This window comes from Tumebacillus avium, assembly GCF_002162355.1.
Classification (GTDB): domain Bacteria; phylum Bacillota; class Bacilli; order Tumebacillales; family Tumebacillaceae; genus Tumebacillus_A; species Tumebacillus_A avium.
The window spans coordinates 4,515,180-4,527,631 of the sequence record NZ_CP021434.1 but is presented as its reverse complement, the minus strand read 5'-3'; the positions used below and the strand labels follow the sequence as shown (position 1 = coordinate 4,527,631).

General features: G+C 57.9%; 10 protein-coding genes and 2 riboswitches. Of the genes, 8 read left to right on the top strand and 2 right to left on the bottom strand.

Annotation, left to right across the window (positions count from 1 at the left end; translation table 11 throughout):
• Positions 1–7 precede the first annotated feature (7 nt).
• Positions 8–197: riboswitch (Lysine riboswitch) on the top strand.
• Between the two features lie 150 nt (positions 198–347).
• The 3 genes from lysA to CBW65_RS20885 all read left to right on the top strand — a co-directional run bounded on the left by lysA (position 348) and on the right by CBW65_RS20885 (position 2,492).
• Complete coding sequence (gene lysA, locus CBW65_RS20890; protein WP_087458504.1) at positions 348–1,685, top strand: diaminopimelate decarboxylase; 1,338 nt, start codon at positions 348–350, stop codon at positions 1,683–1,685.
• 66 nt (positions 1,686–1,751) lie between these two features.
• Entirely contained in the window at positions 1,752–1,880 is a 129-nt protein-coding gene (locus tag CBW65_RS25195) for a hypothetical protein (RefSeq protein WP_269767972.1), read from the top strand.
• 138 nt (positions 1,881–2,018) lie between these two features.
• Complete coding sequence (locus CBW65_RS20885; RefSeq protein ID WP_232463387.1) at positions 2,019–2,492, top strand: cell wall hydrolase; 474 nt, start codon at positions 2,019–2,021, stop codon at positions 2,490–2,492.
• Positions 2,493–2,542: 50 nt separating this feature from the next.
• On the opposite strand, the gene CBW65_RS20880 is transcribed toward CBW65_RS20885, so the two are convergent.
• Together CBW65_RS20880 and CBW65_RS20875 are read right to left on the bottom strand one after the other, a co-directional pair.
• Positions 2,543–4,834 carry a lamin tail domain-containing protein gene (locus tag CBW65_RS20880; protein WP_087458503.1) on the bottom strand — a complete coding sequence of 764 codons (2,292 nt, stop codon included), beginning with the start codon at positions 4,832–4,834 and terminating at the stop codon, positions 2,543–2,545.
• Positions 4,835–5,017: 183 nt separating this feature from the next.
• Positions 5,018–6,232, bottom strand: coding sequence for a D-alanyl-D-alanine carboxypeptidase family protein (locus CBW65_RS20875; protein ID WP_198299680.1), 1,215 nt, complete (start codon positions 6,230–6,232; stop codon positions 5,018–5,020).
• A gap of 133 nt (positions 6,233–6,365) precedes the next feature.
• Here CBW65_RS20875 and CBW65_RS20870 point away from each other — a divergent pair, with 133 nt between their 5' ends.
• The 5 genes from CBW65_RS20870 (at position 6,366) to ribB (ending at position 12,446) form a co-directional block, all read left to right on the top strand.
• A complete protein-coding gene (locus CBW65_RS20870) occupies positions 6,366–7,736 on the top strand; it encodes a TrkH family potassium uptake protein (RefSeq protein WP_087458501.1) in 1,371 nt (456 codons plus the stop codon).
• 40 nt (positions 7,737–7,776) lie between these two features.
• Entirely contained in the window at positions 7,777–9,147 is a 1,371-nt protein-coding gene (locus tag CBW65_RS20865; RefSeq protein WP_087458500.1) for a TrkH family potassium uptake protein, read from the top strand.
• Positions 9,148–9,208: 61 nt separating this feature from the next.
• Positions 9,209–9,372, top strand: a riboswitch (FMN riboswitch).
• 155 nt (positions 9,373–9,527) lie between these two features.
• A complete protein-coding gene (ribD, locus tag CBW65_RS20860; RefSeq protein ID WP_408646513.1) occupies positions 9,528–10,628 on the top strand; it encodes a bifunctional diaminohydroxyphosphoribosylaminopyrimidine deaminase/5-amino-6-(5-phosphoribosylamino)uracil reductase RibD in 1,101 nt (366 codons plus the stop codon).
• Between the two features lie 3 nt (positions 10,629–10,631).
• Positions 10,632–11,288, top strand: coding sequence for a riboflavin synthase (locus CBW65_RS20855; RefSeq protein WP_087458499.1), 657 nt, complete (start codon positions 10,632–10,634; stop codon positions 11,286–11,288).
• Between the two features lie 15 nt (positions 11,289–11,303).
• Entirely contained in the window at positions 11,304–12,446 is a 1,143-nt protein-coding gene (gene ribB / locus CBW65_RS20850; RefSeq protein WP_087458498.1) for a 3,4-dihydroxy-2-butanone-4-phosphate synthase, read from the top strand.
• The last annotated feature ends 6 nt before the right edge of the window (positions 12,447–12,452 follow it).

The window sequence follows — 12,452 nt, the reverse complement described above, 5'->3', positions numbered from 1 at the left end:
TTCGTACGAGTGGGGTAGAGGCGCGGGTAAGATGAGTACCGGTTCGGAAGTGGTGGCCCACTGATGATGAATGAGGGAAAGGCTGACCGCCGAAGCGGAGAGCCTGCCATGGGTTCGCTGCTGGGCCGGCATTAAACAAATGTCGGACTGTCACCACAGAGTCTGTTTTGTTCTGCTGGTGATGCGCTACTTCATGAGTTGAGGGGATCAGATCTGGTTTTGGAACATTCTGCTCTATTTCGATAAATCCAAAAACGGTCGGCGCACTCCCTTTGACGCCGGCCGTTTTTTTGTTGTCTGGCTGGAAGAAAACGGGTTTGAGAGGTTGGAGAGGAGATTAACAGGAGATGTATCTGCACGGGACGAGTCGCATCAACGAGCAAGGACATTTGGAGATCGGCGGCGTGGACACCACCGAGCTGGTCAAACAGTTTGGCACGCCTTTGTATGTGTACGATGAAGCGATGATGCGCGAGACGATTCGCGCGTATAAGCAGGCGTTTGAAAAATCGGGTCTGCGCTACGAAGTTGCCTATGCATCGAAAGCGTTCTGCACGCTGGCGATGTGCCGCATCATCGACGAAGAAGGATTGGCTCTCGATGTCGTGTCGAGCGGGGAACTCTACACGGCGCTGCAAGCAGGCTTCCCGGCGGAGCGCATCCATTTCCACGGCAACAACAAGACCCCGGATGAGATCGAACTGGCGTTGACCGCCGGCATCGGGGAATTTGTGGTCGACAACTTCCACGAACTGAAACTGCTCGGCGCTTTGGCCAGCGAAAAAGGCGTCATCGCCGACATTTTGCTGCGTCTGGCACCGGGGGTGGAAGCTCATACCCATGAGTACATCTCCACCGGACAGGAAGATTCGAAGTTTGGCTTTGATATGAAAGGCGACATGGCCAAGCGCGCCGTTGTGGCAGCGCTGACCACGCCGGGCGTGCGCCTGATCGGGCTGCACTCGCACATCGGCTCGCAGATTTTTGAAACGGACGGCTTCACGGCTGCGGTCGACATCGTCGCGGAGTTTTTTGGGAAGTGCGTGCGTGAACTTGGCGCAAACGACCTGCACAAGCTGAACGTCGGCGGCGGATTTGGCATCCGCTACACGGAAGAAGACACGCCGCTGACGGCAGAGGCGTACATCGCGGCGATCACTGCGGCGGTGACAACCGCATTTGACCGTTTGCAGCTGACCTATCCGGAGATCGTCATTGAACCGGGCCGTTCGATCGTCGGCGCGGCCGGCACGACGCTGTACTCGGTAGGTTCGACCAAAGACATCCCGGGCGTGCGCAAGTACGTCTCCGTCAACGGCGGGATGACCGACAACCCGCGTCCGGCGCTGTACCAGGCGGTGTATGAAGCGATGCTCGCCAACCGCGCCAATGAAGAGCGTGACGAGCTTGTCTCTGTGGCGGGCAAAGCGTGCGAGTCGGGCGACATGCTGATCTGGGATGTGAAATTGCCGCAGGTCAAAGCGGACGACATCCTAGCCGTCTCCTGCACCGGCGCGTACGGCTACTCGATGGCGAGCAACTACAACCGCATCGCCCGTCCGGCGGTGGTGTTTGTGCAAAACGGGCAGGCGGACCTCGTCGTCAAGCGCGAGAGCCACGACGACCTAGTCTCGCACGACCTGATCCCGGCGCGTCTGACCAGCGGCGTCTTGTCCAACAAGTAAGGGTCAAGCGCGGAAGGCAAGTCCCTCCTTTCCTGCATAAGCTAGAGATGAAAGGAGGGGTTCTGCATGGCATTGCTGTTCTCTTTTCTGCCGCGTATTGTCCAGTTCTTTGGGATCTTCCAAAGCGTGATCGGTTTCGTCCAGCCGCTTTGGCCCTTCATTGCGACTTTCTTCACCCGTCGGGCCGCTGCGTAAGCAGCACCGGCGGGCTTTTTGTTGTGGGGAAAAGTTGTCGAGCGGTGGAGGAAAATCTTATTTTCGCGGAAATAATGGTAACCGATTGCGGGGCAGGTCAATATCCTGATCGTATCTGAGACGATAGAGGGTGAAGACATGCCGATGCGCAGAGTGAAGGCGAACAGTGCACATATCAGATTGTTGGCGCAGTTGATGCAGGCGGAAGCGCGCGGGGAAGGACGCCGCGGGCAGGAGTTGGTCGGGAGCGTGTTGGTCAATCGGGTTGTGGCAGACTGCAGACCTGACTTCCATAATCTTCGCACCATCCCGCAAGCGATCTATGGCAAATTTGGTCCGCAGCGCTCGCCGTTTGAACCGGTGCAAAACGGCGAGATCTACAAGATGCGTCCGTCTTCGGCAGATCTCAACCGCGCCCGCCAGTTGGCCAACGGCAGAGTTGATGCGTTGGCCAGACGGTCCCTGTGGTTTTTCAACCCGTCTCCGGGCCGACGCTATCGGATCGCCTGTACGCCGCAGATGCCCCGTTCGCCGAAAACCCAGTTTCAATTTGCCTTCAAGAATCACTGTTTCTATACCGGGACTCCCGGGTATTGCCCCGAGTTCCTCTAAGCAAAAAAGAGCATCCCCAAGCGGGATGCTCTTTTTGCGTGTTGTGCATGTTATTTTTTCGGGTTCGGCAGGGTGACCATCCAGTCGCTCGACGCGTTGGTATCAAGCGTCGGGGACTTGCGGGACAGCACCTGGCCGTCATTGGTGTACAGGGACCAGTTGGTCACGTAATTGTTCCAAGCCACATTGTCGACGGTGGTGCCTGCGCTGTTTTTCAAGAGCAGGTTGTCGCCGGTGTTGGTCAAGGTCAGGCTCATGCCGGACACGTCGAGGCCAAAGCCTTTGTAGGCGGAGAAGCCGGTGCTGTCTTTGCCGACCATCAGGTAGGAGTGCGCCGGGATCACCGTGCCGGACGGCAAGGTGTAGTTGCCCGATTTGTTGGACAGCTTATAGCCGGTCAGGTCATACGATGCATTGTTCGGGTTGTACAGCTCCACATATTCGCGAGTCGCGTCAAAGCCGCCCGTCTGGTACATAACTTCGTTGATCTGGATGTTCGCGGTGCCTTTTGCCGTCTCCGGGTTCCAGGACTGCGCGCCGCCCGTCCAGTCGTGCCAGAACAGGGACTCGTAGTACGCTGCAACTTCGGTGTTTTCGACGATCACGCCCGCTTCGCGGTTGTTGGACGGCGAGTTATCCGACCAGTTGATCGAGGAGATCAGCGATTTGTTGCTGTCGGCGATCATGCCTTTGTTGTGGATTTTTTCGATGCCAACCGCCGGGAGGTCGATCAGCTTCGCCTGCATGTCGAGGCCTTCAGCCGCTGCGATCCCGTTGATGTATTGCACGGTGTACTGGTTGTCGCGCGGGTCGCTCGCATCGAGGAACGCCGAGTCGAGCAGCACGCGGACTTTGACGCCGCGGCGTCCGGCATCGATCACTTCTTCCAAGTAGATGTCAGGCGTGGTCTCCACGCTGCCGGAGGAGGTCGTACCCCAGTGCTTGTGGATGTAGAGCTGCTCCACGAGCAAGGTGTCCTGCGCCTGACGCGCCAGGCCGATGATCGAGTTTTGCTGCAGGTAGGTGCTGTCCGGCGCGAAGATCGGCGTCACGCGGAACTCGCCGTTGACCGCTTTGCTCTTGAAGCCGCCCGCATAGCTGCCCGTCGGCGGCGTGCTGGTGTCCGGCTTGAAACCGCCGGCCGGAGCGCCGTATTTGGTGTTGTTCGCCGTGTACGGGAAGGAGTCTTTAGACAGGGTGTTCCAGTCGCTGTTGAAGATGCCGCTGAAGAACTGGGCGGTCTGCGTGTCGTTGACGATGATGCCCCAGCCGCGGTTGCCGTAGTTTTGGTTGTACGGCACGCCGGTCGATTTCCAGTTCTCCGACTGGGTGAAGACGCTTTTGCCGTCGACGATCGCGTATTTGGCGTGGTCGAAGCGGTAGCGCTTGTAGATGCCGTTGGACGTGTCGGAGATGATGTAGCGCACTTGGCCGCCTGCGTTTACGATCTGCTGGGAGACGTATTTGCTGTCGTCGACCAATCCGCCGACCGGCTGCCCTTCGAGGAAGACGCGGACATTCACGCCGCGCGCCAGTGCGTTTTTGATCACGTCAAGCAGTTGCAGGGATTGGAATTCATACACGTTCAGGTCGATGCTTGTCGTCGCCGAGTTGATCAGGTTCGCAAGCGTCGCAAAACTGTTGTCGGGCGACGAATACGGCTGGATCGTGCCGGCGTAGGAGTAGGTCGGTGCGCCAAAGCGCGATTGGCCGGCCTGGTAGACGCGCAGGTGTTCCCAGTCGGAAGCTGCGTTGCTGTCCGGGTATTGGCCGGATACTTCGTCTTTCTCCCGCACCAACAGCGTGCCTGCCGATACGTTCGGTACAGATGCGCCGGTCCAGCCGGTGGTTGCTGACCCGGTGCCATACGCAATCGCGTCGATGTTTACGCCGCTCGCGTTGTAGAGGTAGACAGCGCTGCCGGCGTTTGCCAGGCTCGGCACGGAGCCGGTGAGCGTCATCTGCGGCACGGCGTTGTCGGAGTTGCTGCCATATTCAAAGTTCGCTTGGAACAACATTTCGCTGTTAAACGTGGTGGCCGTCTTGGTCACGTACACCGTTTGACCGGCGGCAAGCGATGTGCCGGCCGGAAAGACCAGTTTGTTCGAGCCGACTTGCAGGTACCAGCCGCCGATGGAGAGGGAAGACGCGGTCGGGTTGGTGACGGCGATAAACTCTTCCGGTTCATAGGAGACGTTGGTGTCTGCGTACACTTCAGTGATCAGCGGGTAGGTTACAGCTGCCGCGCTGGTGTGCAGAACGGGGAGCATCCCCGCGATCAGGCCTGCAGACAGCATCGCGCTGAGCAGAACGGACGTAAATTTCTTGGATTGTGGCGTCATGGTACACCATCCTTATCAAGAATGAGATATAAAATAAGTACAACTGAAAAGCCGAACGTTTCGATATAATTGTACATGATTATTCGGAAAAACTCAATGTGAGAACTGTAGAATTTTGTCGAAAATTGTGGAAAATCATGCGGATGCAAAAAACGCCCAACCGGTTGGGAACCGATCAGGCGCTTAGAGCGTACGGGATGTTTTTTTGAGTTTGCCGAGTCGTTTCGGGACAACCAGCAGTACGGCGATCAAGGCGCTCAGCAGCAGGAACTTGTCTTCCGTGACGAGCGCCGCTTCTGTAGACGGCAAAGCTGCCACATCGCTGTCAGACAACAGGTCGGCCGTGATGATCCTCTCGCCGTCTTGAAAATAGTCGACAGTGCCGACCCGGTCGCCTTTTGCAAACGGAGCTTGGGGCACGTTGATGTGCGCAACCGCTTGAAACTTGGTGCTGCTTTCTTGCGGGACGGTGCGGTAGATGTCGGCGGCCAGCACGGCGTGTACAGGCGTGCCGTTCATATCGAACGCCTGCAGCGTGTCGCCTTTCCCGGCCACCTTTTTTGTGACAAACTGGTCAAAGCCATAATCGAGCAAAAGCGTCGCCTCTTCGCGAATCTTGGGGCGGTTCTCCACTCCCATCACGACGGCGATCAGTTCACGGTCGCCGCGCTTGGCGGAGACGGTGATCGTCTGCTGGGCCTGGTCGGTGAAGCCGGTCTTGATCCCGGTGGCGCCTTCGTACTCGAAGAGCATTTGGTTTAAGTTGACCAGAACGCTCTCCCAGACTTGACCTTTCCAGGGCAGGGTCTCGGTTGCGACGATTTTGCGAAACGTTTCGTTGTTCATTGCGTAAGAAGAGATGAGTGCCATATCGCGTGCGGTGGTGTAGTGATCGTCATCGTGCAAACCGCTGGGCGTCACGAAATGAGTGTGTGTCGCCCCGATTTCTTTCGCCTTTTCATTCATCATCACAGCAAATTGCTCCACAGAACCGCCGATATGTTCGGCGATCGCCACAGCAGCGTCGTTGCCGGAATTCAGCATCAGGCCGTAGAGCAGATTGCCGAGCGTCTGCTCTTCATCATACTCCAGGTAGATGCGGTTGCCTTCCTGTTCCCGGGCCAGCTTCGATGTTTTCACCTTGGCGTTCCAATCGCCTTTTTCCAGCGCGAGAATCGCGGTGAGCACTTTCGTGATCGAAGCGGGGTAGAGCTGTTCGTCAGGATGCTGTTCGAACAAAAACTGGCCGGATTGCCGGTCGTACAGCACCGCGCCTTTGGCTGTCAGTCCGGTCGGCTTTTTTTCATCATGAGCAGCCTGAACATGGGAAATACTAGTGAACGTCAGGAGGCAAATCAAGATGCAGCAAGTCGTCAGCATTCGCCTAAGTTTTCGCATAATTTTCACCCACCCACCATTGTAGTATACATACGCCCAAGTTTGCAAAGTTAGTAATTTACAAATCATTGCTTGCAGAAGCGCGTTCGTTCCGTTATATTCAAATCTATTGCGAAAATATTGAGGGGATTTCATGCCGAAAAAACATGCTTGGCAGCTGAAAGGCTGGCAGAAAGCGTTGACGCCGGCGCGCATCCTGGTGATCGGCTTTGCGGTGTTCGCGGTTGCAGGAGCTCTGCTGCTGATGATGCCGGCCGCAACCGAGAGCGGGGCAGGGCTGCCTTTTGTTGATGCTTTGTTTATGGCGACGTCGGCCATCTGTGTGACAGGGCTCGTCGTTGTTGATACGGGAAGTTATTTTTCTTTATTTGGCGAGCTGGTCATTCTCACGCTGGTGCAGATCGGCGGCTTAGGCTTTATGACCGTCGCCACGTTTGTGACGATCTGGACCGGCAAAAAGATCGGGTTGAAGGAACGGCTGCTCTTGCAGCAGTCGCTCAATGTCACCACGCTGGAAGGGCTGATCCGCCTGTCCCGCAACGTGGTGCTGATGACCTTGTTCATCGAGTTTGTGTTTGCGGTGATCCTTGCCTCGCGCTTTGCGACGCATATGCCGCTTGGGAAAGCGTTCTACTATGGAGTATTCCACTCGGTCGCCGCTTTCTGTAATGCAGGTTTTGACTTGTTTGGGGATTACAAGAGCCTCGCCGACTATGCGGGTGATCCGCTGATCAACGTGTCGGTGATGACGCTGGTCACAGTGGGCGGCTTAGGACTCGCTGTGATGGCCGACCTCTGGCGCAAACTGGTCAACCGCCGCGAACGGCTGATGCTGCACTCCAAGCTGGTGCTGATCGCGACCGCTGTGCTGTTAGTGCTGGGCACGCTCGGGTATTATGGGCTCGAGCATGACAATCACAGCACGCTCGCCCACAAGTCGGAAGGGGAAAAGCTGCTTGCCGCCTCTTTCGCGTCGGTGACAGCCCGCTCGTCCGGCTTTGCTACGCTGAACTATGAGGAAATGTCGCAAACCGGGCAGTTCTGGACGATCATGCTGATGTTCATCGGCGCATCGCCGGGCTCGGCGGGCGGCGGCATTCGAACGACGACGGCGCTGGTCATCCTGCTGTTCGTCTGGACGGTGGTGACGAACAAGGAGCAGACGGTCGTCTTCAACCGGACGATTGCGCCGCGCGTGATCTATAAGTCGCTGACGATCGCTGTGATGTCTTCGGTGCTGGTCGTGCTGACGACGATGATCCTGTCGCTCACCGAAGATCAGGACTTCATGCATGTGCTGTTTGAAGCGGTGTCTGCGGTGTCGACCGTCGGCCTCTCGATGAACCTGACGCCGGAGCTGTCGCAGCCGGGCAAGATCGTCGTGCTGATTGTCATGTACATCGGGCGTCTTGGCCCGCTGACGATGGCGTTGGCGCTGGCCGCCCGCCACCAAGGGAAACCGGCCAACCTGCGCTATCCGGAAGGCAATGTATATGTAGGGTAGCGTTCGAGGAAGCACAGTCCCAAAGGGATGAGGGGTTGCGATGAAAAACAATAAGAAGTGGAAGTTAAAGCGCTGGCAAAAATTTTGGACGCCGGCCCGCATTTTGGTGATCGGTTTTGCCACGCTGATCTTGCTGGGCTCGATCTTGCTGTCCCTGCCGATCGCTTCGGAAAACGGCCAGGGGCTGCCTTTTCATGACGCGCTGTTCACCGCGACTTCGGCGGTGTGCGTGACCGGGCTGGTCGTCGTCGATACGGCTACCTATTTTTCAACGTTTGGAGAAGTCGTGATCATCACGCTGATTCAAGTCGGGGCGCTGGGGTTCATGACGGTGGCGACGTTTGTGCTGATGTTTACCGGCAAGCGGATCGGGCTGAAGGAACGGTTGTTGATCCAGGAGTCGCTGAACGTCACGTCGCTGGAAGGACTGATCCGGCTGACACGCAATGTCGTCTTGTTTACGCTGGGGATCGAACTGTTTTTTGCTATGTTGCTGACGATTCGCTTTGCACAGGATTTTACGTTTGGACGGGCGTTGTACTACGGGATCTTTCATGCGATCTCCGCGTTTTGCAACGCCGGGTTTGACCTGTTTGGCGATTATAAGAGCGTCGCCGATTATGTGGGCGATCCGCTCGTCAACCTGTCGCTGATGGGGCTGATCGTCCTCGGCGGCCTGGGCTTTACGGTCATGGTCGATCTGGGGCGCAAAACGGCGTCGCGCAAACACCGCTTGTCGGTACATACCAAACTGGTGTTGATCATGTCGTTTGCTTTGCTGGTGCTCGGCACGCTTGGGTATTATGAACTGGAGCACAACAACCCCGGCACGATGGCCAACTTGTCGGATGGGGACAAATGGCTGGCCTCGGCGTTCGCTTCCACGACTGCGCGCACAGCCGGCTATGCATCGGTCAACTACGAGACGATGTCGGAAGGCGGGCAGTTCTGGACGGTGCTGCTGATGTTTGTCGGAGCTTCTCCCGGTTCGACAGGGGGCGGTATCAAGACGGTGACGACCCTGGTCATCATCCTGTTCGTCTGGACGGTGATCACAAACAAGGAGCACACCGTCGTCTACCGGCGCTCCGTCTCGGCCAGGGTCATCTACAAGTCGCTGACGATCGCCGTGATCTCGGCGATGACGATCATTCTGGCCACCATGCTGCTGGTGCTGACCGATGGGAAAGAATTCTTGCGCCTGCTCTTTGAATCAACATCTGCGTTTGCGACGGTTGGGCTCTCCACGAATTTGACGCCGGTGCTGTCAGACGCGGGGCAGCTCGTGATCATGATCATGATGTTCATCGGCCGTCTTGGCCCGCTGACGATCGCCTTGGCGCTGGCTGCCAGAGCGACTCGGAACAAAGGAGACGTGCGGTATCCGGAAGGAAATCTGTACGTCGGATGATTGTTCCAGTTTTCACTTTACTTAGGCATTGAGGAAAGCTATACTGGGTCTTACAATGATATAGTTCCTTCAGGGTAAGGTGAGACGGCAACTGGCCGTCAATTCCTAATCGGCGGTGATGACTCTTTTGCTTCGGCATAGGCAGGCTAAGTCCGCGAGCCTTCACAGGCAGGAACTGGTGCGAATCCAGTACCGACGGTATAGTCCGGATGGGAGAAGGAATGAGTGAGCGGATGGCAGGGTACGCTGCCCCTTTTTGAGGGTGCTTTCTTTTGATGCGTACAAAATGCCTGTCGTCTGTATGCGCGCGAAACATGCCCTGAAGTCGATTGTTGACTTCAGGGCTTTTTTTCTGCGCAGTGAACAGGAGGTGGATTCGTGTGAATGACAAGCACTATATGCAAACGGCGCTTGGGCTGGCTGCGATGGCAAAAGGCAAGACCAATCCGAATCCCCTGGTAGGAGCTGTCATTGTGAAGGAAGGCCGCATTATCGGGCAAGGCGCACATCTGCGCGCCGGACTGCCGCACGCCGAGGTCCATGCGTTTCACATGGCGGGCGATGAGGCGGAAGGCGCCACGCTGTATGTGACGCTGGAGCCCTGCAGCCATCATGGGCGCACCCCGCCGTGCGCGGATCTGGTGATCCGCTCGAAAGTGCAGCGGGTGGTCGTAGCGATGCTCGACCCCAATCCCATGGTGGCAGGACGCGGTGTCACGCGTATACGGGAAGCAGGCATTAAAGTGGACGTCGGCGTCCTCGAGCAAGAGGCGCTGAAACTCAATGAGCGGTTTATTCACAACATGCTGGCCAAACGGCCGTTTGTGACGGTGAAAACCGCGATGACTTTGGACGGCAAGATTGCGGCACACACCGGAGACAGCCGCTGGGTGACCGGAGCGGAGTCGCGCGCATATGTGCACCAGCTGCGCGACCATGCGGACGGCATTCTCGTCGGCATCGGCACGGTGCTCGCCGATGACCCGGAGCTGACCACCCGTCTGCCGGAGGGCGGCGGGAAAAATCCGGTGCGCATCGTGCTCGACCGGACGCTGCGCACGCCGGAGACGGCGAAAGTCGCCGATACGGCACAGGCGAAGACGTGGATTCTGACCGGGCCGGATGCTGATGCTGCCAAGTCAGAGCGGCTGCGCGAACGAGGCGTTGAGGTGATCCCGGTGCCGCTGGGTGCAGACGGGCTTGATCTGGGCGGGGTGTTGGACGTGCTGTTTGCACGCGGCATCACCGATCTGCTCGTCGAAGGCGGGGCGGCGGTGAACGGCGCGTTTTTGCAGGCCGGGCTGATCAACAAGGTGATCTCGTTTATCGCCCCGAAGCTGATCGGCGGTGCGGCTCCGACTCCGTACGGCGGCGCCGGGTTTGACCAGATGGCAGACGCCGTGGAACTGGCAGATTGGACTGTAGAGCGCTTCGGCGATGACCTCTGTCTGACCGGCTATCCGAAACGCACGGAGGTGTAAGGCATGTTTACCGGGTTAATCGAAGAGGTCGGGAGCGTTCAGGAGATCCGAACGTCCGGCAAAGCGATTCATTTGAAATTGCGGGCGCCGTCGATTTTGGAAGACGTCGCCTTGGGAGATTCGATCGCCGTCAACGGCATCTGTTTGACGGTGACGCATTATGACGGCGGCTCGTTTACGGTCGATGTGGTGCCGGAGACGATGCGCCGCACGACGCTGCATGAGCTGTCGGTCGGCTCGCCGGTCAATCTTGAGCGGGCGATGGCGATGGGCAAGCGCTTCGGCGGACATATCGTGTCCGGTCACGTCGACGGCATCGGCCGGATCATGGAGATCGTCGACGAAGACATCGCCAAGGTCGTCCGTTTCTTTGCACCGCCCGAAGTGTTGCGCTATCTGGTGGAAAAGGGCTCGATCACCATCGACGGCGTGTCGCTGACGGTGATGGATGTTGCCAGCGATTCGTTTCGGGTGTCGGTGATCCCGCACACGTGGCAGGTGACGGTGCTGCGCCACCGCCGCGTCGGATCGCTCGTCAACTTGGAGTGTGACATCATCGGCAAATATGTGGAGCGCCTGTTGCTGCCGTATGCGCCGGGTGCTGCAAATGGCAAGCAGAGCATCACGCTTGATTACCTGCGGGAAAACGGGTTTGCGTAAAAGGGGGCGGAGCAGATGTTTCATGGAATCGAAGCTGCAGTCGAAGATTTAAAACAAGGCAAAGTCGTCATCGTCGTCGATGATGAGGACCGGGAGAACGAAGGGGACTTTATCGCGCTCGCCGATAAAACGACGTCCGACACGATCAACTTTATGATCACGCACGGACGGGGGCTGGTCTGCGTGCCGATCACCGAGGAGCGCGCCGAAAAGCTCAACCTGCGCCCGATGGTGTCGCATAACACCGACCAGCACGGCACGGCGTTTACCGTTTCCATCGACGCCAAGCACGGCACGACGACCGGCATTTCCGCGTATGAACGCGCCGTGACGATCCAGCGGATGATCGAAGACGGCACGACCGGGGATGATTTTAAAAAGCCGGGCCACATCTTCCCGCTGGTCGCCCGCGATGGCGGCGTGCTGCGCCGCGCCGGGCACACTGAAGCGGCGATCGACCTGGCCGTGCTCGCCGGCTCCTATCCGGCCGGGGTGATCTGCGAGATCCTGAACGCGGACGGCACGATGGCCCGCGTTCCCGATCTGATCAAGATCGCCGAGGAGCACGACATCAAGATGATCACCATCGCCGATCTGATCGCCTACCGCAAAGACCGCGAAAAGCTGGTCGAGCGCGCGGCGGAGATGGAGCTGCCGACCGATTACGGCACGTTTAAGCTCGCCGTGTACAAAAACACGCTGGACGGCACGCAGCATGCGGCGCTGGTCAAAGGCGAGATCGACCCGACCCAGCCCACCTTGGTCCGCGTGCGCAACGAGTGCACGCTCGGGGACATCTTCGGCTCGCACAAATGCAACTGCGGCACCCAACTGCACGCCGCATTGCGCGAGATCGAAGAAAATGGCAGCGGGGTGCTCCTGCATCTGCGCCAGGCGATGGACGGGGCAAACTCGCTGCTCGAAAAAGTGCAAGCGTACGGAGAAGGCGGCAAGGTAGCCTCGCCTGCGAAAGGTCAGACCATTGACTACGGCATCGGCGCACAGATCCTGCGCGACCTCGGCGTGACGCAAATGCGCCTCTTGTCGAACAACCCGCGCAAATTCGTCGGGCTGGAAGGCTACGGTCTGACGATCACCGAAACGGTTCCGCTGCACGTTCGCGAAGAGGACCGCACCAAAGTGAATCTGCCGCTTTAATCAATT